The sequence below is a fragment of the Pontibacter virosus genome, from assembly GCF_003096355.1.
Classification (GTDB): Bacteria; Bacteroidota; Bacteroidia; order Cytophagales; family Hymenobacteraceae; genus Pontibacter; species Pontibacter virosus.
The window spans coordinates 19342-44268 of record NZ_QEKI01000017.1 but is presented as its reverse complement, the minus strand read 5'-3'; the positions used below and the strand labels follow the sequence as shown (position 1 = coordinate 44268).

Sequence of the window (24927 nt, the reverse complement as noted above, 5' to 3'; positions counted from 1 at the left end):
TCAATTTTGACTGTGCTTTTAAAGCGCAATTTTAGGAATTCTATAACATCTTTTATGTAAAACAAAGTCACCGAGGAATTAGAGGAAGCAGGCCACTTGGCTATAATTCACTGCCTTCTTGGTTTGCCTCAAACAGCATATGCAGTTTTTGCTGGAGCAGCTCCTTATTTGGCAGCTGGGTCCTGTACTCGGCCACCAAGGCCGGGGATAGGTTCCTGCTCAGGGCGTACTCGACCACTTCTGTGTCCCTGTCTTTACAGAGTAGGATGCCGATGCTGGGGTTCTCGTTCGACTTCTTCACGTCCCGGTCCAGCGCCTCCAGGTAAAAGTTAAGCTGCCCCAGATGCTCCGGCTTGAACTTGTCGGCCTTCAGCTCAAAGGCGACCAGGCACTGCAAACCCCGGTGATAGAAAAGCAGGTCTATATAGAAATCGCTATTCCCGACCTGAAGCCTGTACTCTTCCCCCACAAACAAAAAGTCCCTGCCCAGCTCCAGAATGAAGCTCCTCATCTGGGCGATCAACGCTTTTTGAAGCACCCCCTCACTGTGCGGCTCCGGCAGGTTCAGAAACTCAAAGACATAGCTGTCCTTAAAGATATTCACCACCTCCTGGTCCAGTCCCTTGATCGCCGGCGGCTGGCTATGGTTCCCCAGCATCACCCTTTCGAACACGCCGCTGTTGATCTGCCTTTCCAGCTGCTTGACACTGTACTTCTCCTGAATGCAGAGGCGCAGGTAAAACTCCCGTTCCTCCTCCGTTCTGGCCCGTGACAGCAGCACCAGGTGATGAGTCCAGCTTACTTTGGCCAGCTCACTGCCGCTCAGGCTGCTTGACCCTAATTGTGTCATTGGCGATGACACAATTTGAGGCTCCTGCTCCCCGGCTGTCGGTGCCTGCGGTCCTGGCGATGGCGCTAAAGCGCTTGTGGAGTAGGTGTCATAGAATTGCTTCATACGGTACAGCCCCCTCCGGTTGAAGCCTTTCAGCTCCGGGTGGTTTCGTTTTAAGTAGGCGGCCAACTCATCGACTGTTTTCTCGCCCCAACTGGCGGTGGCGATCCGCCTGCTGATGTACTCCCCCACCTGCCAGTACAGATTGATCAGCTCTGTGTTGACGGCTCTCAGGGCACTGCTTCTGGCTTGTTGGATGAACGTAGTGATTTCAGAGAATTGGTCCTGTGACATGAAGAATCCGGTAAGGTGAACGGTCACAAAGGTAACACTTTGGCTCTCCTTGTCAACTACGGCTGTAGGGACATTGCATCACTCGCGGCTGGAGACGAAACGATGTGTGAAGCAAAACAGACCGTTTGCTGTTTAACATATCGCAAAATTATAAGACATTTAATAAATTATAAATTTTCACCTATACGGCTTAGGTAAAGTACTGCGCAAGGGGAAGGAGCTGCTCAAGCAACACTTATGACACCGGAGCTCCAAGAAAGCATCAAAAGCAAGATCTGGCAGATCAAATTAACCCTTGCGGCTGGCAAGAATCGGTGGAGCAGCGCTTATAACGACAGCTGGGGCTCTAATACTTGCCACTGGCGCTTTACATTCAACTTAATGACTTCCCGGGCGAACTTAGCTACCTCAACCATGTCAACAAAAACTTCCCGGATGACAGCGGCTTTCCGGACTTTTTGTTCAAGTGGACGATAATCCTTTTCAAGCTTGGCGAACGGAAGGAAGCCGAGCGGAGGGCTTTCTGGGATTTCTGCCACAATACTGGTGTTGCTAGGGTTTGTTAAAGGGTTAAAATATATGCTTGATAACCAATAGAATGATCCTGTGGTTGTCAACCATTTAATGGTTGCTTCTTTGTGATCGCGTTATGCTGTCTTGTCCCTCCTATAGCAGCGGCATATTTTTGATAACCTTCTGTTCTTAGCGGGAATGTGGTCCTCATAGCACGAACCGCCAAATCAATTTGCCGATAATGAGCGTCTGGGTCAGCTTCCATCCCAGGCCGGAGGTGTCGTAGAGCTGGTTCACGATAAAGAAGAAATCCGTGCCTATCCTGGGGATGATGTGGAGCCGGTAGTTCAAAATGGCTTCCCTGTCCTCATCGTTCCATTGGCCAAACAGGGAGCCGAATACATTCGGGCTCAGCGCATAAGCGATTTGGCTGTTGACTAACCTGGCATGGAAGCTCCCTTCCGGCAGGCTCACCCAATTATGTTCGTAATTTAGGTTGGCGTTCAGGTAACGGCTTGCACGCCAATTGAGGCCGAAGGCACTTTCTGTTATTTTACCGTCATAGAACCTGCCCCAATTAACGGCAGTGCCTACCGAGAACTCCCGGCTAGAAAAGGTGCTGGCTTGTATCTCATACCGGGTTTGCCAATAGTCACCTGGCTGTATAAAAATCCCTCTGCCAATCTCAAAGGGCTCCCTGACTCCCTCCCCGCGGCGCTGAATATTAAACTCGAAAGACTCGCCGCCCCTTGTCTCGAAGCCCAGCGGCCTGATCTCGTAGAAGAAGCTCTGCATCTGCTTGGTGTCATCGTAAATGAACCAGTTCATGTCCAGCGGCTTAAAACTGAACTGCCTGATCCAGCGCAGGAAGTTCTTGGTGGGGCGGGGCCGGAACTCCAGCTCGGTGTAAAACTCCTGAAAGTTATCCCGACTCAGGAAACCTACCTCCGGGTTAAAGTTGGTCGCACTGCGGTTCCAGGCTGCGTCAAACTGGATGCGGTCATTGGGGTAGCTGACAAAGAAACGGTGAGCGCTGGCGTCAGCCGGCGTGCCATCTGAGTTATAGTTTCGGGCGTAAGCTCCGCCAGCCATCAGGTTCTTGTCTCCGAAAAGGGAAGAGGTACTGTAGCGGGCGTATCCCCCTGTGGTGCTGTGATGACGTCCCTGGGCGTATTTGTTCGTAGACATGATACCTACGCTTGACTGCTTTAGCACATCCTGCCGCCAGCTTAGCACCGTATAATTGGTAGTGGGGGAATGGTTTTCCCCGCTGCCTTGTTCGGCCGTCTGTAAGCTCATCGCCCCAACCGTGGAGTTGTTGATCTTGCCCAACATCCTTGCCCCTGCTATAATGGACACCGGCTCTCGGTTTTGGTTAAGCCCTATCCTTCTGCTATAAAAGCCTATTATCCGGTCACCGAGCCCCATGTCAAAGTAGTCTTCCCCCTCCAGGAAAAACTCACGCCGCTCCGGGAAAAACACCGGGAACCGGGTCAGGTTGATTTGCGCCCGGTCCGCCTCCACCTGTGCAAAGTCGGTGTTGACCGTAAGGTTTAGCCGGAGCGTAGGTGTCACCAAGTAATTCACATCCCCACCCGCATTGAGCACCCCTTTATTAGCATCTCTTCTGTTGAGTTGCATTCCGGCAATGCCATAGGGTTTCACCTCCACAAAAGCCTTGTCTTCAATGTTGCTCAATCCTTTCAACGCTCCTGCCCGATTGACAAACTCCAATTCTGAATCCCTCGACCACCCCTGCCACAGGATTTGTTCCCGTTTCCGGCGGATGTTACGTTCGAAGTTTATCCCCCAAACCTGCTGTTCAAGACCTGACCTGAATTTTAAGGTGGAGAAGGGTATTTCAAACTCAGCAAACCATCCTTCCGCGGTGATGGAGGTCTTTACATTCCAGACCCCATTCCAGTTGACGTTAAAGCTGCCCCCATTATTTAAAACCTGGGCATCTTTGCGGGCCCCGTTAGGGTTGACGATGAACAGAAAACCGTTCCGCTTGTCGAGGTACGTATCAATGATGACCTCGAAGTTATCATCCACACTGTGGTTGAAGTCCCTTCTAAGTTCCTTTGCGATTATTTTATCTGGCTCCCGGTCGTAGCACCAGGCTCCGATGTAGAGGGCCTTCTGCGTGTACACCACAGCCACCTCCGTGCGTTCGGTGGCCAGCTCACCCTCGTTTAACTCCCGCTGGGTAAAATTAGAGATCCGGGTAGCTTCTTTCCAGGCAGGCTCATCCAGGATGCCATCGAGCTGGATCCCTGCTTCTGTGAAGTTAGTCCGGATAGTATCAGGCAGACTCACCTGCGCCACGGTTTCATAACAGGGAGCCGTCAAGAGGCAAGAGAGAACACAAAAGCAACGGAAGAGGAGGTCTTTGTACATATTGACACAGGTTGCGCAGGTTTAGTGGACAGTTACATGTGAGACTGCTTTTGCTATTATGCTACTGGGGCTTGAGGCTGTCAAGCTTGAAATTATCATAGGCATCAAAGGCATATCGGTTAGCGAAGAAAATCGTCAGGAGTACCGTGAGAAGGGAGGAGGTGAAAATGGTGACCATGATCATGAGCTGGTATTTTATGGCCACACTAGGGTCGCTTCCGCCCAATATCTGCCCTGTCATCATCCCAGGCAGCGACACCAGGCCAATCACGGCCATGCTGGCGATAGAGGGGTTGAAGGCCTTGACCAGAGCATCCCGTACAAAGGGGTGAAGTGCTTCTCCGCGGGTGGCGCCGTTAGCCAGCGCGTAGCGGTATAGCTGCTGTTCCAGGCGGAGTCTGCTATAGTAAGCATTCAGTCCGATGATGTTGCTGTGCATGCAGTTACCCAGCAACATACCGGTAATTGGAATCAGGTACCGAGCTTCAAAGTAGTTCTCCAGCCTGATCACTACAGTGAAAAAGTACGCTACTATCACGGTGAGACTAAGGCCAATGGCCCAGAAAACAGGTATAAGATAAAGCCTATGCGTAAGGCTGGTCCTGCTGATAACCGCCAGCGAGGCAAAAGCCACCATCAGGATGATCCAGAGCAGGTTGACCCAGACGTTGTCCAGCTTGAAGATAAACTCCAGGTAAAGGCCTACCAGAGACAATTGGATTGTCATTCTGGCCACCGCCATAAGAGTGGGCTTTATCAGTCCCGTACGGTAGTACCCCAGCAGGGCAAGGGGCAGCAGCAGCAACAGGTAACCGAGCAGTAAAAAAGGCCATTGTATATCCTTTATCCCGTCCACGTTCCTGCTAATTTAATGATGTGACGCGTTTCCTAAAGAGATAACCCCATCGGAACGGGCAATCCATTCCTGGTCATGAGAAAGCGCCAGTATCGTTACTTCCCGAAGATTAAAAAGGTAGTCCATGACGCACTGCTTCGTCACAGCATCCAGCGCGGAGGTTGGTTCATCCAGCAGAAGCAGGGGCCTTTTCATCAGCACACAGGATGCTAATGCGACCCGTTGCTTCTGCCCACCCGATATCTCCTGCAAAGGTTTGTTCAGTAAGGTGGTCTCCAGCCGGAAAGCCTCAAAAACCTCTGCTACCTCCCTGTCAGATGGCAGCAGGTGCTTGTTGCGGGCAAAGGAGAAAGGCATCAGCAACAAATCCCGCACCCGATCAAGGAGCAGGGGCAGCTCCTGGGGTAGCCAGGCTATTTGGGAACGTATCTTCTGAATATGCTCTTGGCTCAAAGGGTGCCCTGCAATGATTATTTCACCGCTTTCTGGTATCACAAAACCCATCAGCACATGCAGCAGGGTACTTTTCCCCGATCCTGACGGCCCCTTTACGGCCACTTTATCGCTTTGTCCCACTTTAAAAGACAAATTATCCAGAACAGTCTCCTGATCAAACCTAACTACTACATCTTTGGCATGAATCATCTTTATGCGTTCAGAAGCCCGCCCCTAAAACATGCGCTGCATGGATAGGGGCTTTAGCTTTTGTAACATCAATGCTTTTTATGGTTCATTGCCTTGCCATGCCTGCCCAACTCGTCAAGTGCTGCCCGGAAGCCCTTTGCCAATTCTCTCGCCTGCCCACGCCCATAATAGTGCAGAAATATCATGCGCGGGTCGTCGCCGAGCATATGGTTGTGCAGGGCCACCACTTCCAGATTATTTCGACGGAGAGCCGCTATCACAGGGTTTACTTCAGGTTCCAGCATCGCAATATCTCCAGCTACGTGGGCATTATCTCTATCCCCGGCAAAGGAGGCCCAGGAGTTCAACCCGATGGATGGCGTCAGCTCCGTACCCATGGCCATGATGGTTAAATCTTCACGTCCCACGGTGTATTTGTAGGTGGGGCCGTTCACCGTGCCTTTATGCCCGACGATGCCATCCAGGGCTGGTGTGTAAAATCTTTGATCCCCCGCCGAACCAACAGCTGTAGTGGTTTTGGGTTGGTTTGCAGGGGAGATCTTGCTTTGGCTGATGGTCGCGGCAAACTTCTTTGCCAGCTCTGCCGGGGTACCCATCCCATGCAGGTGCATGTAAAAGATGCGCGGTTCTTCGTAAAAGAAATGGTTGTGGATAGCGCTTACCTCCAAGCCATTGGCATGGGCCGCGGAGATCAAAGGGTTTACCTCCTCCTGCAGCAGCACCGTGTCGCTCATCAGCATCGCGGTCTTACCATCCACGGTTTTCTTAATAGCGGCCCAGCCACCAAATCCGAAGGAAATCGGTACGGCTTCGCCCTTTATCTTGACCTTTAAATCATTTCTAGGCAGCGCCGTGGTATGCGTGGCTTCGGCCTCTTTATAAGTTCCTTTCTTACCCATGGCAGCTTCAATGGCCGCAATCTCCTGCGAGCTAAGAGGAGGTGTTTTCCCTTTTTGCGGGGCTGCCTGTAACTCAGGTATACCTATAAGGGGCAGCGTGCCCAGTAACGCAGTAGCACGAAGGGCCTGTCGACGGTTTATGATGTTCTTCATGAAGTCCAGTGTTAATTTTTATCTGAAAATTTATGTTTAAAATTATACTTACGGTAATACTTCTACCTGCAGGTCATCAAAATAGGTCACGGCATCGGCTTTGGTCCAGAATCCAACTTTGCCGGCCTGGGGGAAGGTTTTGTCAATGACCCTGAACAACTCCATTTCGTTATAGTACACGGTAAAGAGGCTGTCACGGGCTTCCAGCCGGAGATCATTCCAACCATCACCCTGCACCTCAGTCTTGGTGCCGTAAGTCCTTCCCTGCCCTACTAAAGGCAGATCTGTCCTTTTCCCTTTTTCTACCTTGTAAAGCACCACGTTATCCTCCAGGGGGTTCGCCCGAACCACGTAATAGTTTCCGGGGTCCTGGAACCGCCAGACAAACCCGCCGCCCTGGTCCATTCTACCCCTTAACGATTTGAGCCGGGCCTGCAAAGAAACATTTCTGGCAGTGATGCTGTCGTTTACGGCCACATTAAAGTGGTTGTTAGGGTTGTCGCCGGCTAACTGCGCCAGCACTTTGTTGCCGCTGTCATTCACAATCCCCCAGTTAATCTCACTTCCCTTGCCGGTTTTATGAGCGCTCCAATTTTCCGGCAACTTTCCTTCAGGCGCCTCCTCGAAATCAAAGGAGACGGTGTTCCCCACATTTTGTCTCACCCCTTCCGGTTGGCTTATAGGTTGGGTGGTCACGGTAGTGGCCTCTTCCTGCCGGGTATCGTTATCAGTGGTGCCGATCGGCTGGTTTTGCTGATTACAGCTAAAGCAAACGCCTGCCAGCAGCCCTATTAAGTTTATTTTTCGCATCTTTATCGCATTTAAATTAAAATCACAGCTCTATAAAGTATTTAATGAACGCACTGTCCGATTGCCGTATCTCTTCCGGGGTGCCTATTGCTTCCACGCTGGCCCCGTTGAGGATGATCAGTTGGGAGGCCAGGGAAAAAGCCTCCCGGTGGTCATGGGACACGTAGATAATGGTAATCCCCAGCGCTTCCTTTAGCTCAATTATCTTTTCTCGCACCACTTTCTTCAGCTTCACATCCAGGTTGGCCAGCGGCTCATCCATCAGCAGGACTCTGGGCTGGAGCACTAGGCTTCGCCCAATAGCGACTAATTGTTGCTGGCCGCCTGATAACTGGGAGGGGTACTTGTCCAGCGAGTCTTTCACGCCAAGCCATTCTGCCGTCTCCTGGACTTTTATTCTATAATCTGGCTCCTTCCTGGCCTTTAGCCCGAAAGCTATGTTCTCGAATGCCGTCATGTGCGGCCACAGCGCCAGGTCCTGGAAGATGTAGCCGATTCCCCTCTTATGAGGTGCGACAGTCACTTTCCCGTTGCCGCTCACTACCTCACCACCGATGCTTATCTCCCCGCTGTCCGGTGCCTCAAACCCGGCCAGCAATTTTAAGATAGTGGTCTTCCCGGAACCAGAACTGCCTAAAAGGCAGGCAAGGTCGCCTTTCTTAACCTCTACCGTAATATCCTGGAGTACCTGTTTCTTCCCGTAAGATTTAGAAACATTCCTCAGCTCAACTTCTGCCATAGCGTGCAGTTACTCTTCTCTTAATGTACCAGAGGGCAAACAGGCCCCCTGTTACGCTCCCGGTGAACAGCAGCGCCACCAGGCACATGGCGCTTGTCAGGCTTTGCGGGGCGTTCGCCATGATGGTGAAGATCTTGATGGGAAGCAGCGAAGTGCCCGGCGGATAGACCATGATGGCTGTTCCCAGTTCACCCATACAGAAGATAAAGCTTATGACAAAGGCTCCGAATAAGGCGTCGGCCACAAGGGGTACCGTTATCTGCCAGAGCGCCCCCCACTTTGTGGCGCCGCTCACCAGGGCCGCCTGCTCCAGGCTGGCCGGAATCTGCATCAGCCGGTTATGCAGGATTTTCTCCGCCACGAACAGGTACCGCATCAGGTAAGCGATGATGATGATGAGCGGGCTGGTGTAGATGAAGTTGAGGGCAGGCGTGTTATAGTATCTGATCAGAGCTATTCCTGTTACCACAGAAGGCAAAGCGAAAGAGAGGATTAACATAAAATCCACAGCCCGGGCGGTCTTTCTTCCTTTCAGGTAGGAAAATCCAAAACCAAACAGGACGAGGAGCAAAGCACCCCAACAGGCGTATAAAAACGTTTGCCACATCTCTGCCTTCAGGTAGTCGAAAGCCTGTGCCAGGTGCTGCAACCCAGGAGAGAGCGCCTGCACGGCCAGTAAAGCGATAGGGACCAGTGTTGAGCAAAAGAGGTAGCCCCCTGCGACAGCCAGCCATTTCTTTTTATCCTTATCGGAGGCGGTATACCCGGACCGTCCGTTTCGGCTTCCTATCGTCAGGAAAGGCTTGTCTGTCAAATAGCTTGACTCTGCCAGCAACCCGATAGTGCAAAGAAAAATTAGGGAGCCTGACAGGATGATGGCCGAGTCGAAATCATAGAAAGCCGAGAATTGTGTAAATATCTCCGTCGTCATCACCTGTACCGACAGAAAAGCAGGAACAGAAAACTCGGATATGGCTAAGATAAAGATAAGCAGGCCGGAAGATAGGAGAGCAGGCTTAACCAAGGGCAGAATGATGCGGAAGAAGGCCTCTCTATAGGGTACCATGATCATGGCCGCCTCCTCCAGGCTGGCATTTATATTCTGGAGAGAGTTAGAAAGCAGGAGCATGGCAATGGGTGTGTAGATGATGGTAAGAACGAAAATGGCTCCAGCCGGGCTATAAATAACACTGGGGCTCATGCCCAGCACCACAAAAAAGTCAACCCAGGCCACAGCAAAGATGTAGGGGGGCAGGAACAGCGGGACCAACAGCAGGATGGTGAGCAGCTGCCCATGCCGCAGGTTGTTCTTGCTGATGATAAACCCCAGCACCAACCCTAAAAAGGTCGCGCTGATCGCCACGGCTGCCCCTATGCCAACAGTGTGGAGCAAAAGCCGAACCGTCCGGCCTCTCAGCAAGGCAGTGTATGCCCCCAGCTCTATTTCACTTCCGATTCCCAGAGAATGTGACACCAGGTAAAGGATGGGCAATAACGCTATTGCCACAAACAGGAATGATAAAGCCCAGAGGTAAATTCTGCTCATCTGCTCAAATGCTTACTTACATGTTTGTTTCCACCCATTCTTTCAGGTAAGGCTGAATTTCCTCCAGCTTTTTGGACGACTTGTCATAATCCACCCGCATCGGCTTTACCTTATCAAGGGAGAACACGCCCTCCGGCACTTCTACCCCTTTGCTCAGCGGCATCTGGGCACTCGAGTGTGCCAGTTTTAACTGTGTCTCCTCACTCATCAGATAGTTTGCCAGCCTTTGGGCCTCCTCAGGGTTGGGAGAGCCCTTTATTAAGGAAAGGGTGTTAGGGATAATCAAGGTGCCAATGTCTTGCTGCCCTAAAAACACGACACCTATGGGTGCCCCTTCCTTCATGGCCTCGTTGGCATCATCCGTGTCGGTAAGACCGAGCCATACCTCCCCATTGGCAACCCGCTTCTTTACATCTCCGTTGCTGGTGGCTATCACCACGTTGTTTGCCTTCAGGTCATCGAGCCACTTCTTTGCCTGCTCATCCCCTAGCGCAGCGAAAATGGCCGCCATGTGAAAAGAGGTGGTGCCAAAAAGGGGATTGGCAACTGTCACTTTTCCCCGATACTCCTCTTTGGTCAGGTCGAAGATGGAAGTGGGCACCTGATTGGCAGGAAGGAGGTCTTTGTTGTAGATAAGGACTCTGGCCCGGGAGGAAAAGCCTGTCCAGTGTTTCTCCTCATCAATAAAGTGACCGGGAATGGTCTGGGCGGCCTCCGGAGAGAAGGGCTGGCTGATGCCTTTTTGCTTCAGGACATTGGCTCGGACCGGGTCCCCGCTCCAGAAAAGGTCGCATTGGGGATTATTGGCCTCTGCGATCAACCTGTTGAGCACCCCGGTGGATTTTGTTTCCTCGGTGTCAAATACAGCCTTTACTTTGATACCGGTCTCCCTCTCAAAATCATGCAGGATTGGCTCGGCGAACACCTGATCCACGGAAGTATACACCACAACCTCCCCTTCGTTGCCCCCGCCGCAACCCGTGCTAAGAGTAACCAAGAGCAGCGCAAGGATTTTGTATAGCTTTTCCTTCATAGTTTTCTGTTGTTTTTCATTTATCCGGAGGGGTCAGTCTGAATACGTAAAAGATGAATCGGAATCTGCCCCGCCACGGAGGTCATCAGTACCTCCCTTTGCCTTGGTAACCTTGCAAGGTTAGGTATTCTGCATTAGACATAATAGAAGGATTTTAACCTTTAGGACATGCTTTACCTTTTACCTGGCTTTTTCTGTGGTCGGATGGGTTATAAAAAGGAGAGTATACTAAAATCTTATCTTGTCTTACCTGCTAATGCTATTTGTTATGTTACGATTTTTACAGCAAAAAGCTTTTAAAGTGTAAAATGTTAATTTAATACAAAAGGTTAACTGGGTTCTATTTTGTTTGTTAATCCCTTCCTATCATTGCAGTTTGAAACAAACCATTAGATTCCATGCTTCACTTACACGCTACTGTAAAGAGAACTTCCAATGCAGGATTTACTAAAAGCATTGCTTGCATACTCCTTACTGTATTTCTTGCCTTTTTCTTCGGGCAAGCCCATAGCCTGGCACAGGTACCGCCCGTAACCTATCCCAAAGTAGCCGGATACGTGGGAATAATCCATCCACTAGTGACTTTCAGCAAAGAAGGCACTACTACGAATTTCAATGACCACTATGTAGTTGGTATGCCTACTGGTATCAATATCTGGAAAAGTGCCAGAGTAGGGTTCACCTTTGAGGCAGTTCCTTTCATAAGGGTCGAGAACAGAACGAGCAGAATGAGTAATTTTTTGTTTCATCCTGGTATATTAGTAGCATTAGGTAATGGCTTTACCTTTGCTGGCCGTGCAGCTTTCGAGACCTCCGGCCGATATGGCTTCACACCCGTTCTAAGCAGGGCCATTATCAGAAACAAAAACAGTAGCTACTTTGCAGCACTTCCCGTACCGGTACGATTTGGAAACAAACACCCTACCGCTATAACGGTAGGGCTTCAATTGGGAATAGCTTTTTGAGTATGACCTGGCATGCAAGGGGGTAATTCTGCATTAAAATAATACTACTGGCCATTAGTTCTTTTTTAAGCCACTGTCCGGATTGTTGAGTTAGAGACATCAAACCCTAAAGCTGGATCCAACAAGACAGTTCAAGACTGTACAATTAATTTACCTTATGAAGTGGATTACCCGAGAGCGCCCCAAGATTGACCGCCTGGCCTGCCCCTGGTTAATCAAGAGGTTTATCGACGCGAAGGCCGAAATCATATACGTGCCAGCCAAAGAGGTGATAGCGCAGGCTAAGGCGCTGCAGGCTATTCCCTTTGACGTACCCGATGTCGAGTTCAGCCACTACGAAGACCGCTGCACCTTCGACTATTTTATCGAGAAGTATAACCTCAAAGACGCCGCCTTGCATACCATGGCCCTGGCCGTACGCGGGGCAGACACAGACAACCACAGCATCAGCAGCCAATCCGCCGGCCTATGGGCTATATCCGCCGGCCTTGCCTTTAACTTCAGGGATGACTATGAGCTGCTTGAAAGGGGCATGCTTATCTACGATGCCCTCTACAGCTGGGCTAAGTACCTGCAAAATGAGAAGCATACCCAGAACCCGACAGAGAGCCTGTTGCAGCGGGTGCTCCATCAGCACCTTGCCCAGGAAGAGGAAACCCACAGGAAAATGCCAGACTGGGGCCTTCCTTTAAAAAAAATCATCCAGGACCAGATAGACAGGAACCTGGTCCCCAACCTGACTAAGATATCAGAGGAACTGGATCTGCACCCGGCTTATCTGTCCCGCCAGTTCCCCAAGTACTTCGACAGCCTCACGTTTGGGGAGTACATCCGGAAGCTTCGTATTGAAAAGGCCATTCATCTGCTCTATCATACAAGTCATTCCCTATCCGAGATCGCTTACCTGGTCGGCTTCTCTGACCAAAGCCACTTTTCCAGGATGTTCAAAAGCCAAACCGGTGTGAAACCCTCTAATTTCAGAAAAGGGATCATAAAAGGTAAAGAAATTGCAAAAGGTTAAAGCTGTTCTATTAATAATCGGTTTAGCTCCCTATCATTGCACTAAGTAAGTAAGCGACAGACGGATAGACATGAGCGAATTGCCACACCTGTCTCTAAGCTAAGCTTTAAAGAAGCTTTTTACATACTTATTTTATGCATATGAAAGAATCTCCAGGCACGACTGTTATTCGTCAGACGAAAATACAGATTTTCCTACGCTTCCTAAAGTTCGGGTTTCTTGCCTGGGGCGGCCCGGTGGCACAGATAGCCATGATAAAGCGGGAATTGGTGGAAGAGGAAGAGTGGGTGTCTAAGGAACGGTTCAACAGAATTCTTGCCGTTTACCAAGTGCTGCCTGGGCCAGAGGCACACGAATTGTGCGTCTATTTCGGGATGGTCGCAGGAGGCAGGCTTGGCGGGTTTCTCGCAGGGCTTGCCTTTATGCTTCCCGGCTTTGTCCTCATGCTGCTGCTCACGTGGCTTTACGTCAGCATCGGGATTGACTCTCCAATACTTAAGGCTGTTTTTATAGGTTTCCAAGCCGCGGTTATCGCCCTTATCTTTGCAGCCGTTCACCGGATAGGGAAACACTCGCTTACAAACGTGAAATTGATTGCGGTGGCTGCAGCCGCTTTCATTGCCTACTTCTGCGGAGTGGGTTTCTTTATTGTTCTCCCCCTGGCAGGGCTGGCCTATGTCTTCTGGATGAAGGGGCAAAGAGCCTATGTCGCCCTTTGCGGGGCAGCGCTTGCCATTGCCAGTGTCCTGCTGTTCAACCCTGAAGTGCTGCAGCTACAGACTGCCGCACCCGTACCTGAAACGGGCTCATCTACAAGTAGCTATTCGCCCCTTGCTGTCTTTTGGGCAGGATTGAAGGCGGGCCTGCTGACCTTTGGCGGCGCGTATACCGTTATTCCGTTTATTCAGCAGGACGCGGTCATCAACTATGGCTGGCTAACGAACCGACAGTTTATTGATGGCATTGCGCTTTCCGGTGTACTTCCCGCGCCACTTATCATCTTCTCTACCTTTGTGGGGTACTTTGGGGCGGGGTGGCTTGGGACAGTGATTATGACGTTCGCCATCTTTCTCCCCGCTTTCTCCTTTACCCTCCTGGGACATGGCTTGATGGAAAAGGTAATCGAGAACAAGGCGCTGCACAGCTTCCTGGACGGGGTAACTGCTGGGGTGGTAGGGTTGATAGCGATGACGGCGATTCAGCTTTTCAGAACAACCATTACAGATTGGTTTACCCTATTCGTGTTCGCTGTATCCCTGCTTATGCTGTACCGGATCAAATCAAAATTCACAGTGGTGTTTGTAATTCTGGGTGCTGGACTGATAGGTATGCTTTGGCACACGATTGTATAAACGACCATGACAGGATACTTCAGGCTTCTTAACCACCATGAGAGCAAAACAAGCATATGCTCCTTATGCAAAGCATATGCTTGTTTTGCTCCTGTAGATTATTAACAAAATAAATCCTCAAGCCCCTACTCATTCACTTGCTTTGTAATGCAAGTACTCGTTCTTTTCTCCTGAAGCCTCATTGTAATTGAAGGACTTCACATCAATCTGCTTGCCGTTCTTGTAAATAACAAAGCGCATCTGCATGGAAGCAGGACCATCCTCCACAGCACTAAATTCATTGGCAGCGTGTATGGTGAGTTCCCTTACATTATCCGCCTCATAGGAATAGGACGCCCCCGAAAGGTTCCCATCAAATAATACGGGCGGCATAGCTTCGGTAGTGCCCCTAACTTTGAAATCGCCACCTCCAATAGTAATAATCTTAATGAATTTCTCATAATCCCCAGACTGGCTGTAATCGACCCGATAGGTAGCTGTATCGGGCAGCACCGGGTCATCACTGTCTTTGTCACAACCAGTAAAAAGTAGAATTATGCACAACAGAAGGGAGAAGAAAGACAGCTTTTTCATAGCCTAAGAATTAAAGGGTTTATAGTTAGGTGAAAAAATATTATCTACGGAAACGTAATTAACCGGAACAGCCAAACGAGACACAGAAACTGCATTTCCTCTTCTAAAGTCTTTGACTACTATACTAGATTCTAGATCATAGCTTCACTTTCATAGGGATACGGTTCTCCTGGTCGTTTTTGGGATGTATGATGTCGTTATAGTCTTTATGGCCAAGGGGCTTATGCACCTGAAGTCCGGAACGAATACCGGAGTTCTTCTCAAAGGCAAAAAGGCTCAGCTTGTCTACGGGAATATCAAACTTTTTCTCATCCAAGTTGAAGGTAATACTGTCGGCATTCTTTGTAAAGGTGTAAGGCTTACCTGCTATCGCCGTGGCCAGATAGATATCATAGATCTTTCCCTGGTAATCGTTATCGAAAATGGTATGCTTTTGGGCATGCGGCCAAGCCTTCAGGGAAAGCTCCACCTGCATTCTCGACATTCCCCCGCCAAACGAGACGAACACGGAGTTGCTGAAGTCCCGCTTATCCTTCTCCAGCTGATAGAAGCTCATGGCATCTATAGGGTTCTCCGCAAAGTAGACATGGCGTGTAAGAACCGGATTCTGCGCAAAGTCGGCTACCCAGACACCGTGCTTGCGGTCGCTGCCCGCTGCCACGCCCTTAAAGCCATAATTGCGCAGGTCGTAGCCTATCGTTTCGCTACTAGTTGGCCTTTGCAGTGGGAAAGCGATATTGGTATAGGCATTATCCTTCTCTGCGTCCCGCACCAGCCTAATGTAAGGCAGGAACAGCTGCACCGTCTCGCTAGAGAGACCTCGTTCCTTGATCAGGTAATGCAGCTTAAATACAGAGGCCTCGGATTCGATAAACCTACTTTTGTCAAAGGGCTTTGCTTCCGTAACATTATAGATTGGAGCTTTGGGTTGAGAGGCATAGGCATACCTAGATAGTACCTTATTGATACCGTCAATCTCATTGCGAAAGCTGTCCTGGAAGCGGTGCAGCCGGTTGGCCACAAAATCTATCACAGATCCCTTGTCGTTGCTTCCATCACGGTTGAAGTACATCTGCCGGGAGCTGTCGCCTGGGTTGTTTATAATGATTCTGTCTCCGTCAGGGTGCTTGAACTCAGGGCTCTTTCTGCCCTTCAAGGGGTCAAATACATAGCCGAGCGACTCGGCGACCTGAATAATCGATACCTGCTCTCTGTATTCCTGAAAGGTCATAGGCAAGTTAACGTTTGATAGACACAACAGGGGTTTCCTTCACTGCCAAGGTGTGGTTTTCTTTTAGGGAGGCCTGTCCCTCCACTATCTTTAGTCCTTTAGGTTCATTCAGATCCAGGCGGGCCGAGATCAGCTGATCCTTTGCTTTGGAATAAAGCTCCAGGGTGCCGCCTTGCCGCAGGTGCTCTTTCTGATCAGTACTCAACACGATATCCCTGATAGCGCTAGGCACTTGGATATCCCGTACCCTCACCCTTAGAATCTCGTTAGTCTCCTTATCCAGCTGGAAAATATACAGCTCTTTCTCCCCATTAAGCGATATAAACGGCTTTACCAGCAGCTCCCCGTTTTGCAGTTTCTCCAACTCCTGCTTACTGGCGCCAATCTCGTTCTGTATCTCCCTCCGTATGGGATGAATCAGCAGTGAAAGGGTGTTGTCTGGATTCATCTTCAGGCTCAATTTTGCATCCACGGTAAGGGGTTCCAGACCGGCGTCCTTGATGGTAAAGGTATGCAGGCTCGTGCGCCTGCCCGTCAGCAGGCTGACCAAATCGTCAGACTTCATGGAGAGCACATCTTTCTTGTTCATCCCCAAACGCTCGAATTGGCCATAAGGCAGGTCCTTTATATCAAAGTTCATAGTTTAATCAAATCATAGATACGATTGGTTAAATCTACGTTAAAAAAAATAATAAGTATATAAAATTTGTTTATCTCAAACATTATTATACATAATTTATATTAAGTAGTTATAATTATACATAATATAATTAAAAAAATTTCCATGTCTCAACCTTAGCCGTATATATATTAAATATTGTATATCTTAGATAATATAAAGGTATAATCAGTAACTATGCAGTAAGTAGCTTAAAGAGAAACATATTCCGCCTACAGGGTATTGATCCCTTAAAAGATGAGGCTTCAGAATAAAATCTATAAGCATCCGCCACAGAGGTAGTCGGTGCAATAGATAACTTACTTGATGATAAGACCGGCTCAATAAGAAGCTTGCTCAATTAAGGAATATATATAACACTCACACAGTGATAGACTAAAAATGACAAAAGAAGAACTAGCACCTCAGTTGTACCAAGCTTACACTAGGGCAAACAATTCCAAAGATACACAAGACCATCCATTGCCCTCTTGGGAGGAGTTATCTAAGCAAGAACGCGAATCATGGCTGGAAGTAGCCCGCTTTGTTATCTATGAAATTGTTCTATAGATCTTCAACATAACAAACCGATTCAACTGTAAAAATAGATTTTTCTAGAATCACACCTTTCGCAGACAGTATAGCCAGAACAAAAGAGTATATGAATTTACCATCCGGATGACAATGTTCAGACCAATGTTTCGTGTTCGGCTAGTAAAGTCCGATTTTAGTCATAAGTTCTATTCCCCTGCGACATACTTTGGCGCACCTGTAAACTACCTTTGAGAGAAATAAGGATAATCTTGGATAAGACCCAGTTAGAGATACTGTAATAGAATATGCTTGGGAATATTGTAAAACTAAAAAAGGTTGACCTCCCCCCATTTTTAGGACAGCGCTAAATTAGAGAATACGGGTTTTACTATATTCTCTTTTACCCACTCTTCCGGTGTCTTGTCACCCAGTGAACTGTGGGGCCGGAAGCAGTTATACTCCTGCCGCCACGTCTCTATCCTCTCCTGGGCATCCTCCAGGGAAAGGAACCAGTTCACGTTCAGGCACTCATCTCGGAAGCTACCGTTGAAGGACTCAATGAAGGCGTTATCCGTGGGTTTGCCGGGCCTGGAGAAGTCTAAAGTCACTTTATTTTCATAAGCCCATTTATCCAAGGCCTTGGAGATAAACTCACTTCCGTTGTCCACCTGTATACGCTTGGGAACTACATTGTATTCCTGTTTTATCTTTTCTAGCGCGGCCACCACGTCTTCTCCTTTCAAAGATTGTCCCACCTGGATGCCGGGGCACTGGCGGCTATAATTATCCACTATCGTTAAACAGCGTAATTTTCTGCCGTCGAAGAGCTGGTCAGCCACAAAATCCATGCTCCAGCACTCGTGGCTAGTGGAGAGTTCCGGGCGCTCCAGCCGGTGGGCGGCAGCCTTGTTTCTTCTCGGGCGCTTGCTCCTCAGATTCAGTCCCTCCTCCTTGTAGAGGCGATGTACGCGCATATGGTTGTCTTTCCAACCCTCCCGCCGGAGCAGGATAAAGATACGCCAGAAGCCGTAGCGAATCCTCACTTGGGCTATCTCCTGCATCCGCTTCCTGATTACAGAGCTGTCCCTGGCTTTGGAGCGGTAGTACCAACCGGAGCGGTGAAACCGTACCACCTTACAAGCCCTGGTGATGGAAACGCGGTAATCATCCGTCAAACCTGAAGCCAGCCCTTTCAGTTGGGCTGGCTTCAAAGCTTTTTTCGCAGCACGTCCTGCAGCATCTGTTTGTCCAGGCTCAGATCCGCCACCAACTGCTTCAACTGCCGGTTCTCCTCCTCCAGTTGCCGCAGTTTTCTCAATTCCGACACTCCTAAACCACCGTATTTTTTCTTCCAGTTGTAGAAAGTGGCCTCCGAGATGCCCATCTTGCGGCATACCTCTTCCACTTTCACGCCTGTCTCGGACTGCTTGAGGGCGAAGATGATCTGCGCCTCGGTAAACTTTGATTTTTTCATGGCAACTCGCTTTTGGTTCTATACGATTATTGCCCGTTTTCTCTACTTTACAGCGGCCCGATTTTCCGGGGGGAGGTCAGGCAAGGCCAGAAAACTCAACTACCACTGCAGCATGGCAGTGGACACGGCCACAGGTGTCATCTCCCACACCCGGGCCGACTTTGCCGACGGCCGGGACAGCCAGCACCTGCCTTCCCTTGTCACGCAGGTCAAAGCAGGTTGAAGACAAACATGCTGCTGATGCAGGAGCTGCTGGCCGATGCCGGCTACTCCAACGGCTCCAACTATTACATGCTTGAGCAGCAGGGCATCACAGGGTGGATTCCCGTGTTCGGAAAGTATAAGCCGGAGATAGCGGGGTTCCCCTATGACAAGCAGGCTGACCGGTACACTTGCCCTATGGGCAACCCGCTTTCATTTAAAGGCTTTGACTGCACTGCGGACGGCAGGCTGCTGAGAAACTACTGGGCGGCTCCCAGCGATTGCAGGCAGTGCCTGGCCAAACCCACCTGCGCCCCCAGGTCAAGGTGCAGGAAGATCACCCACACCGCCTATGACGAGCAGTACCGGCGGGCATACGCCCGGCAGAACAGCAGGCGCGGCAAGCAGATGAGAAGGCTTCGACAGGGCACCGTGGAGCCGGTCTTCGGGAGTCTGGTGCAGCACTACGGCCTGCGCAGAATCAGTGTGTTGGGCAAATCGGGTGCACACAAGGTCATGCTCCTGGCTGCTGTCGCCTTCAACCTCAGGAAATACATGAAGTTCAAACCAGCAAAAGCTGTAAGGCATGGCCACGGCGCTGAAAGAGGAGCGGCGGCTTTTGTTCAGCGCTTTTTTGATGCATTTTACAATCTCCTCCCAACTGGGAAGCTGAGGAAGTGCTTTGAGCGTCAAAATGGAAGTAAGATCAGGGGCGAGCAAGAGTTGTGCAACAGCCACGGGCTTTTTTGAGACAACGTACATTATGACTAGACACTATCTGTTCGCTCTGATGACTCTCCCCTGCGGGTAAGCCTTTTGGCCTGCGCAGTGGATCTTCCATCCGTAAACACGCTTACAGTAAACAGTAAAAAAATTACCATACTGGTCATCAACTTCTCCATCCCTTTGTGATTGATAAGTTATATAACCCCGAAAGAATAACCACTTCAAAGACGTATTGGCCACCTTTGTGGTAGAGTCTAAAGCACTTCTAGATGGAGGAAAGGCAGCCGCTAACACGGCATATGACATTAGAGCTACCTTGGTGCTGTTGCACAAACTAATGGCAGTTATCTCTTTCCACTCCGACTTCGGCTTTGGTGGTTCTTTTAAAGACGAGCACGTTAAGTTAGTAGATAATGGGAAACTGAATCCTGAGGCAATCAAAGAACAAAGCATCACAGAAGACGACCTACGGGAAGCCATGCGTACATCTGGTAACGAAGGCGACTTAGAAGATATTCAATTGGCTTTCCTGGAGCGCAGCGGCAATATAAGTATCATCATGATAAGTATCATCATGAAAAGGGAGGAGAATTAAAACTTCAACATGCCGCTTTTTGCTTCTAAAAATTGATAGTGCTTTGCAAAGTATGATGTTTTTTGAAAATAAATAGCAGCGAAGATGTTACATATGGGTGTATAATAGAAGCCCAATTATATTCTCCCCCAGCCGTGTGATAAATAACTATAATAAAGCTTTATAAGTAGAGAATATCGCACAATAATTTAACTTTGTTCCTAAATAGATAAACATACATGGAAGTAACCGCATCGTTCTGGATTGGATTCAACGTTTTTGTGCTGCTCATGCTCGCACTCGATTTGGGCGTCTTCAACCGGAAGGCCCATGTAGTATCCGTGAAGGAAGCCCTTACCTGGTCTGCCGTCTGGATCAGCCTTGCGTTAATCTTCAACGGCCTTGTTTATTACTGGTTTGGTGAAGCGAAAGCAGTAGAATTCCTAACTGGTTACCTTATCGAGAAGTCGCTGAGTATAGACAACATATTTGTGTTTGTGCTTGTTTTTGGTTACTTTCAGATACCTGCCATCTACCAGCACAAGATCCTGTTCTGGGGCATCCTCGGGGCGCTGGTCATGAGGATCATCTTTATTTTCGCTGGCGTTGCCCTGATCGAGAAGTTCCATTGGAGTGTCTACATTTTCGGCGCTTTCCTGATCTACACCGGGTACAAGATGTTTATCCAGAAGGGGGCGGCGATAGATCCTGAGAACAACCCGGTCATAAAGTTTTTCCGAAGGGTCATGCCGGTCACCCACCAGTTGCACGGGGATAAGTTCTTCGTGAACGTGGACGGCAAACGCTATGCGACCCCTTTGTTCCTGGTGCTGATCCTGATCGAGACGACTGACCTGATCTTTGCGGTGGACAGCATCCCAGCCATACTTGCCATCACGCAGGACCAGTTCATTGTCTATACCTCGAATGTCTTTGCCATCCTGGGCCTGCGCTCGCTGTACTTTGCCCTTGCCCACGTGGTGGACCGTTTTGTGTACCTTTCTTATGGGCTAGCCATCATCCTTGTGTTTGTGGGCATCAAGATGGTTATGGTCGATCTCTACAAAATCCCCACGTTCATATCGCTGCTTTTTATCGCCTTGGTTCTGACTTTCAGCGTTGTGCTTTCCTTTATTAAAACCAGGAAGGTTAATAAATTGGGGAGATATTAGAATTAGCAACCTATCTAAAGAGAAGCCTGATTCTGAAATGGGTCAGGCTTTTTTATTATATAACTCAAGTTGCGTAATAGTGCACGCGGTGTAAAACAAAAAAATCTGTTCTGCCAGTGGCTGAGGTACGTTTTAAAGTTTGCAGACTTAAACCGTAACAGCCATGACAGAACAGACCATTACAATTTACTGCTTTATCGATGATTTCTTCCATGCCGTTGGCAGAAAAGATGACGCGCATTGCAAAATAAATGATGCCGAGCTGCTCACCACGGCTCTCCTGGCCGCCCGCTACTTCCACGGCAACCTGTGCTCGGCCTACTCCTACATGCAAGCCCATCACGGGGTCAGACGCATCGACAAATCCGGCTTTACCCGCCGCCTGCACAGCCTGCAGCCCCAGCTGCAGGCCCTTTTCTCAGCCCTGGGCCAGAGCCTGAAGGAGCTCAACACTTCCTCAGCTTACCTGATCGACTCTTTCCCGGTGGCCGTGTGCGACAACATCCGCATCCCTTTCTGCCACCTGCTCCAAGGCCAGGCCTATCGGGGCAAGTGCGTCAGCAAGCGGCGCTACTTCTACGGCTTCCGCGTCCAGGTCATCACCACCTCGTCTGGGGTACCGGTGCAGTTCTACATCCATGCCGGCTCCTTTGTCGACATCACCGCCTTCAAGGCCATGGAAGTAGACCTGCCTCCAAACAGCCGGCTTTACGCTGACGCCGCCTACACCTGCTATGAGGTGGAGGACCTGCTCAGAGAATGCGAGCAGATCGAGCTGCGCTGCTGCCGCAAGGCTAACAGCAAGCGAAAGGATGAACCCTACATGGCCTTTCTCAAGGATTACTACCGCAAGCGCATCGAAACCACCTTCTCTGGCATCACCGGCTTATTCCCCAAGAAAATCCATGCCGTCACAGCCGAAGGGTTCATCCTCAAGCTCATCCTCTTTATCTTCGCCTACACCCTAGCTCAAGTCATCGACTAGCTCGCAACTTGGGTTATATAGTTAACGTGTTCTACCTAACCCGGCGTGTCATTACCTTTCTAAACTAAAACTCCCAAGCCTCCCGAATTTCCCTAAGCTACAGATAACCCCAAGAAGCTTTTTAGGCCTTAGCTTTCACTCACTCTTAAAATTTGTCAGTAATAACTGCTGCTAAATAATTACCACATAGTAAGCGTTTGAGCGAATATTAAAGTCAGTTTACCCATGTAAGATCGAAGAGGGAAAATGGTATACCCGAACCCTCTCCGTAAAATCACCGTTTATTAAAAGACCATTTTACTTTGAACAAACTTAATACACATGAAAAACTTACTACTTCTCGGGTGCTCCTTTCTTTTGCTTACGACGCAGCAGGCCTGCGCCCAACGCAAAACAAATGCATCAACCCAGGATAACAGAACTACTATAGAGCAAAACATGACATCGCCGCAGTGGCGAAAAGACAACTACATTGTTAACCGCGATTCTGCATTTGCCAACCCGTATTTTGCCTTGCAGAAACTCAGAGGCGGTAACACGCGCTTCCAGCAAAGCCGCAGCATACATCCCCGTCAGGACCCAGCCCTGATCAAGCGCCTGTCCGAGGGGCAATCTCCTTTTGCCACTATCGTAGGTTGCTCCGACTCACGGGTATCGAGCGAGATCTTGTTCGACCAGGGTTTCGGAGACTTATTTGTGGCGCGTACGGCAGGCCAGGTAATGGCAGAAGCCTCGTATGGCACTATTGAGTATGCTTACCTGATGTTAGGTACTAAATTGGTTGTGGTGCTCGGGCATACTGGTTGCGGTGCTGTTGCGGCTGCTGTTAAGCGCCCGGAAAACCCACCAGGCCATATCGTAACCCTGATCAATGCCATTAAACCGGCAGCACTGGAAGCAAAAAAGAAACAGGGCGAAACAATAGATAATGCTGTCCGGCAAAATGTTATTAACCAGGTAGAAGAACTCCGTCAACTCGAATCAGTACTCAGCCGTGCTTACGCAGAAGGAGATATTCTGATTGTTGGAGCAGTGTACAACCTGGCTACAGGTAAAGTAGAGTTTCTGGACGAAACATTGACCGACCTGCCCAAAACATCTTATTCAAAAAGAGACATAACAGGACTATAAGAACAATGCCCCACCTGATAAGTCAGGTGGGGCATTTCTTTAAGTTATAGTTTGTCTGTACAATATTGTCTTGCTGAGATTTGTCATAGGTTCTTTCTGGTCATTCACTTTAATTTTCCTCACAGTCTCCTGCGCTTTATTTCATCATAAAAGAATGAAGTAGGGAGAGTGTTGCAAGTAAGGATAGAGGATGATTTAAGAGCATAGCTTACAAAATGCTTAGGCAAAGTTGTAGTTCATCTTTGATAATGATATGAAGCGTACATATTATACTTTACTGCCGGTATTAATGCTACTGGTGCAGGTGCTGTTTTCAAATACGTCTTATGCACAGAGCGACCGTGTTTATGACCAGAATGCAAATGGCTGGTACATGTACTTCGGAGATCATAGGTTTACAGATAAGTGGGGTATTCATACTGAGGCTCAACTCCGGCGGAACCATATAATTAAAGACCCGCAGCAGCTGCTCCTCCGCACCGGTATTAATTATGACCTTACTCCTGCCGCTATGTTTACACTGGGGTATGGGTACATAGAAACGCACCCCTACGGCGATTATCCGGCAGCAGATAAATTCCCGGAACAGCGCATTTATCAACAACTACAGGTAAAGGGTTCTCTTGGCCGGTTGGGGCTAAACCATCGTTACCGCCTGGAACAACGTTGGGTAAAACAACCTGGCGCGGAAGACTATACTTTTCTGAACCGTGCCCGCTATATGGTAAAAGCTCTACTGCCCCTGGCCGGAAATACCCTTGAAGTAAAAGAGCCTTTTCTGGCTGTTTACGACGAAGTTTTCGTTGGCTTTGGAAAGCACGTGAAACACAATATTTTTGACCAGAACAGGGCTTATATAGCCTTAGGGTATAAACTGAGTAATACCACCTCCTTCGAACTCGGATACCTGAACCAGTTCATACAGAAAGCAAACGGAGTTGTATTCGAGAGCAATCACACACTGCAGGTAAGCATTTTCCATAACCTGAACTTCGCTGCCCAAGAATAGCTGTATCCGGGGGTTGGTTTTAAATTATCCAGACTACACAGCTGTAAACTGTCGCAGATGCCGAAAGCTATGTCATGTTTTTCGCACAAGAGTATTAGACTAGGCAAAATTCAAACAGATTGCGTCTTGATTATCCTATCCTTAATGCTTTGCTTTACACTCCGTTTATGCACATCATAAAGGAAGAAGAAAGTGTGCTCATCCCCATTTTGCATAAACTAAAGCACGAGCACAAGCAGCCAATGCTGATGCGAGAAGTTATGCTCAGCAGGTACCTGGATATACTCCTAGTCGTGTTGACCCGTATCTTCCGGCCGATTGAAGGGAGAGCAGGCTATCAGGGAAAAGAAACAAACCCTTCTGCAAAACCTGGAGCGGCTCCCTTATATGCATTACAAGGTACATCAGCTAAGCCTTTTATGCTGAACGTTTGCATGTAACTACAAAGCACTTAAATGCCATCTGCAGAAATTATTTGAGCAAGACACCAAAAGAGATTATGTAACAACGGACACTACTGGAATCACAAAGGTTATTAATT

General features: G+C 49.0%; 25 protein-coding genes. 11 read left to right on the top strand and 14 right to left on the bottom strand.

What is annotated here, in order from left to right:
- Positions 1 to 100 precede the first annotated feature (100 nt).
- The 10 genes from C8E01_RS18560 to C8E01_RS18515 all read right to left on the bottom strand — a co-directional run bounded on the left by C8E01_RS18560 (position 101) and on the right by C8E01_RS18515 (position 10780).
- Entirely contained in the window at positions 101 to 1186 is a 1086-nt protein-coding gene (locus C8E01_RS18560) for a PDDEXK nuclease domain-containing protein (protein ID WP_116544965.1), read from the bottom strand.
- Between the two features lie 326 nt (positions 1187 to 1512).
- The gene (locus C8E01_RS18555; RefSeq protein WP_116544964.1) at positions 1513 to 1725 is read right to left on the bottom strand and encodes a hypothetical protein; all 213 of its coding nucleotides are present in this window, start codon (positions 1723 to 1725) and stop codon (positions 1513 to 1515) included.
- A 181-nt stretch (positions 1726 to 1906) separates the two neighbouring features.
- A complete protein-coding gene (locus tag C8E01_RS18550; RefSeq protein ID WP_165820689.1) occupies positions 1907 to 4099 on the bottom strand; it encodes a DUF5916 domain-containing protein in 2193 nt (730 codons plus the stop codon).
- Positions 4100 to 4160: 61 nt separating this feature from the next.
- Positions 4161 to 4955, bottom strand: a complete 795-nt coding sequence (locus C8E01_RS18545; RefSeq protein ID WP_116544962.1) for an ABC transporter permease — start codon at positions 4953 to 4955, stop codon at positions 4161 to 4163.
- Positions 4956 to 4967: 12 nt separating this feature from the next.
- The gene (locus tag C8E01_RS18540) at positions 4968 to 5600 is read right to left on the bottom strand and encodes an ABC transporter ATP-binding protein (protein ID WP_116544961.1); all 633 of its coding nucleotides are present in this window, start codon (positions 5598 to 5600) and stop codon (positions 4968 to 4970) included.
- A gap of 68 nt (positions 5601 to 5668) precedes the next feature.
- Positions 5669 to 6652 carry a DUF1259 domain-containing protein gene (locus tag C8E01_RS18535; protein WP_116544960.1) on the bottom strand — a complete coding sequence of 328 codons (984 nt, stop codon included), beginning with the start codon at positions 6650 to 6652 and terminating at the stop codon, positions 5669 to 5671.
- 48 nt (positions 6653 to 6700) lie between these two features.
- On the bottom strand, positions 6701 to 7462 hold the full coding sequence (locus tag C8E01_RS18530) for a hypothetical protein (RefSeq protein ID WP_116544959.1): 762 nt from the start codon (positions 7460 to 7462) through the stop codon (positions 6701 to 6703).
- A 22-nt stretch (positions 7463 to 7484) separates the two neighbouring features.
- Positions 7485 to 8201 carry an ABC transporter ATP-binding protein gene (locus tag C8E01_RS18525; protein ID WP_116544958.1) on the bottom strand — a complete coding sequence of 239 codons (717 nt, stop codon included), beginning with the start codon at positions 8199 to 8201 and terminating at the stop codon, positions 7485 to 7487.
- A complete protein-coding gene (locus C8E01_RS18520; RefSeq protein ID WP_116544957.1) occupies positions 8188 to 9747 on the bottom strand; it encodes an ABC transporter permease in 1560 nt (519 codons plus the stop codon). Before C8E01_RS18520 ends, C8E01_RS18525 begins: the two co-directional genes overlap by 14 nt.
- A 16-nt stretch (positions 9748 to 9763) precedes the next feature.
- Positions 9764 to 10780, bottom strand: a complete 1017-nt coding sequence (locus C8E01_RS18515) for an extracellular solute-binding protein (RefSeq protein ID WP_116544956.1) — start codon at positions 10778 to 10780, stop codon at positions 9764 to 9766.
- Positions 10781 to 11178: 398 nt separating this feature from the next.
- Here C8E01_RS18515 and C8E01_RS18510 point away from each other — a divergent pair, with 398 nt between their 5' ends.
- From C8E01_RS18510 to chrA, 3 genes are all read left to right on the top strand, one after another.
- Positions 11179 to 11745 carry a hypothetical protein gene (locus C8E01_RS18510; protein WP_207774915.1) on the top strand — a complete coding sequence of 189 codons (567 nt, stop codon included), beginning with the start codon at positions 11179 to 11181 and terminating at the stop codon, positions 11743 to 11745.
- Positions 11746 to 11902: 157 nt separating this feature from the next.
- Positions 11903 to 12766, top strand: a complete 864-nt coding sequence (locus C8E01_RS18505) for a chromate resistance protein ChrB domain-containing protein (RefSeq protein WP_116544955.1) — start codon at positions 11903 to 11905, stop codon at positions 12764 to 12766.
- Positions 12767 to 12906: 140 nt separating this feature from the next.
- Positions 12907 to 14118: a chromate efflux transporter gene (gene chrA, locus C8E01_RS18500; RefSeq protein ID WP_116545007.1), complete on the top strand. Its 1212-nt coding sequence runs from the start codon at positions 12907 to 12909 to the stop codon at positions 14116 to 14118.
- Between the two features lie 129 nt (positions 14119 to 14247).
- Here chrA and C8E01_RS18495 read toward each other — a convergent pair whose 3' ends face one another.
- From C8E01_RS18495 to C8E01_RS18480, 4 genes are all read right to left on the bottom strand, one after another.
- Complete coding sequence (locus C8E01_RS18495) at positions 14248 to 14691, bottom strand: beta-barrel fold lipoprotein (protein WP_116544954.1); 444 nt, start codon at positions 14689 to 14691, stop codon at positions 14248 to 14250.
- Positions 14692 to 14827: 136 nt separating this feature from the next.
- Complete coding sequence (locus tag C8E01_RS18490; protein ID WP_116544953.1) at positions 14828 to 15922, bottom strand: DUF3991 domain-containing protein; 1095 nt, start codon at positions 15920 to 15922, stop codon at positions 14828 to 14830.
- Between the two features lie 7 nt (positions 15923 to 15929).
- Positions 15930 to 16562, bottom strand: coding sequence for a DUF4099 domain-containing protein (locus C8E01_RS18485; RefSeq protein ID WP_116544952.1), 633 nt, complete (start codon positions 16560 to 16562; stop codon positions 15930 to 15932).
- A gap of 905 nt (positions 16563 to 17467) precedes the next feature.
- A protein-coding gene (locus C8E01_RS18480; protein WP_394342113.1) for an IS3 family transposase occupies positions 17468 to 18588 on the bottom strand; the annotation gives its coding sequence in 2 pieces (ribosomal slippage) (positions 17468 to 18336 and positions 18336 to 18588; 1122 coding nt in all).
- On the opposite strand from C8E01_RS18480, the gene C8E01_RS18475 reads away from it, so the two are divergent.
- From C8E01_RS18475 to C8E01_RS18440, 8 genes are all read left to right on the top strand, one after another.
- Positions 18587 to 18811: a hypothetical protein gene (locus tag C8E01_RS18475; RefSeq protein ID WP_116544950.1), complete on the top strand. Its 225-nt coding sequence runs from the start codon at positions 18587 to 18589 to the stop codon at positions 18809 to 18811. The two genes, C8E01_RS18480 and C8E01_RS18475, sit on opposite strands and share 2 nt — an antisense overlap.
- Complete coding sequence (locus tag C8E01_RS18470) at positions 18808 to 19539, top strand: transposase (RefSeq protein ID WP_116544949.1); 732 nt, start codon at positions 18808 to 18810, stop codon at positions 19537 to 19539. The genes C8E01_RS18475 and C8E01_RS18470 overlap by 4 nt, the downstream gene beginning before the upstream one ends.
- A gap of 220 nt (positions 19540 to 19759) precedes the next feature.
- Positions 19760 to 20110, top strand: coding sequence for a YetF domain-containing protein (locus C8E01_RS18465; RefSeq protein ID WP_133242790.1), 351 nt, complete (start codon positions 19760 to 19762; stop codon positions 20108 to 20110).
- Between the two features lie 218 nt (positions 20111 to 20328).
- Positions 20329 to 21261, top strand: a complete 933-nt coding sequence (locus C8E01_RS18460; protein WP_116544947.1) for a TerC family protein — start codon at positions 20329 to 20331, stop codon at positions 21259 to 21261.
- Positions 21262 to 21424: 163 nt separating this feature from the next.
- Positions 21425 to 22246 carry an IS982 family transposase gene (locus tag C8E01_RS18455; protein ID WP_116544946.1) on the top strand — a complete coding sequence of 274 codons (822 nt, stop codon included), beginning with the start codon at positions 21425 to 21427 and terminating at the stop codon, positions 22244 to 22246.
- A 321-nt stretch (positions 22247 to 22567) separates the two neighbouring features.
- Positions 22568 to 23377 carry a carbonic anhydrase gene (locus C8E01_RS18450; protein ID WP_243409693.1) on the top strand — a complete coding sequence of 270 codons (810 nt, stop codon included), beginning with the start codon at positions 22568 to 22570 and terminating at the stop codon, positions 23375 to 23377.
- Positions 23378 to 23630: 253 nt separating this feature from the next.
- Positions 23631 to 24386, top strand: coding sequence for a DUF2490 domain-containing protein (locus tag C8E01_RS18445; protein ID WP_116544944.1), 756 nt, complete (start codon positions 23631 to 23633; stop codon positions 24384 to 24386).
- 167 nt (positions 24387 to 24553) lie between these two features.
- Positions 24554 to 24826, top strand: coding sequence for a hypothetical protein (locus C8E01_RS18440; RefSeq protein WP_116544943.1), 273 nt, complete (start codon positions 24554 to 24556; stop codon positions 24824 to 24826).
- The last annotated feature ends 101 nt before the right edge of the window (positions 24827 to 24927 follow it).

Coding starts and splice junctions, on each gene's coding strand:
- C8E01_RS18475 (WP_116544950.1), top strand. CDS start 18,587: ATGGCAACTCGCTTTTGGTTCTATACGATTATTGCCCGTTTTCTCTAC.
- C8E01_RS18485 (WP_116544952.1), bottom strand. CDS start 16,562: ATGAACTTTGATATAAAGGACCTGCCTTATGGCCAATTCGAGCGTTTG.
- C8E01_RS18520 (WP_116544957.1), bottom strand. CDS start 9,747: ATGAGCAGAATTTACCTCTGGGCTTTATCATTCCTGTTTGTGGCAATA.
- C8E01_RS18505 (WP_116544955.1), top strand. CDS start 11,903: ATGAAGTGGATTACCCGAGAGCGCCCCAAGATTGACCGCCTGGCCTGC.
- C8E01_RS18560 (WP_116544965.1), bottom strand. CDS start 1,186: ATGTCACAGGACCAATTCTCTGAAATCACTACGTTCATCCAACAAGCC.
- C8E01_RS18440 (WP_116544943.1), top strand. CDS start 24,554: ATGCACATCATAAAGGAAGAAGAAAGTGTGCTCATCCCCATTTTGCAT.
- C8E01_RS18515 (WP_116544956.1), bottom strand. CDS start 10,780: ATGAAGGAAAAGCTATACAAAATCCTTGCGCTGCTCTTGGTTACTCTT.
- C8E01_RS18445 (WP_116544944.1), top strand. CDS start 23,631: ATGAAGCGTACATATTATACTTTACTGCCGGTATTAATGCTACTGGTG.
- C8E01_RS18490 (WP_116544953.1), bottom strand. CDS start 15,922: ATGACCTTTCAGGAATACAGAGAGCAGGTATCGATTATTCAGGTCGCC.
- C8E01_RS18525 (WP_116544958.1), bottom strand. CDS start 8,201: ATGGCAGAAGTTGAGCTGAGGAATGTTTCTAAATCTTACGGGAAGAAA.
- C8E01_RS18450 (WP_243409693.1), top strand. CDS start 22,568: ATGAAAAACTTACTACTTCTCGGGTGCTCCTTTCTTTTGCTTACGACG.
- C8E01_RS18455 (WP_116544946.1), top strand. CDS start 21,425: ATGACAGAACAGACCATTACAATTTACTGCTTTATCGATGATTTCTTC.
- C8E01_RS18460 (WP_116544947.1), top strand. CDS start 20,329: ATGGAAGTAACCGCATCGTTCTGGATTGGATTCAACGTTTTTGTGCTG.
- C8E01_RS18530 (WP_116544959.1), bottom strand. CDS start 7,462: ATGCGAAAAATAAACTTAATAGGGCTGCTGGCAGGCGTTTGCTTTAGC.
- C8E01_RS18495 (WP_116544954.1), bottom strand. CDS start 14,691: ATGAAAAAGCTGTCTTTCTTCTCCCTTCTGTTGTGCATAATTCTACTT.
- C8E01_RS18540 (WP_116544961.1), bottom strand. CDS start 5,600: ATGATTCATGCCAAAGATGTAGTAGTTAGGTTTGATCAGGAGACTGTT.
- C8E01_RS18510 (WP_207774915.1), top strand. CDS start 11,179: ATGCTTCACTTACACGCTACTGTAAAGAGAACTTCCAATGCAGGATTT.
- C8E01_RS18550 (WP_165820689.1), bottom strand. CDS start 4,099: ATGTACAAAGACCTCCTCTTCCGTTGCTTTTGTGTTCTCTCTTGCCTC.
- chrA (WP_116545007.1), top strand. CDS start 12,907: ATGAAAGAATCTCCAGGCACGACTGTTATTCGTCAGACGAAAATACAG.
- C8E01_RS18535 (WP_116544960.1), bottom strand. CDS start 6,652: ATGAAGAACATCATAAACCGTCGACAGGCCCTTCGTGCTACTGCGTTA.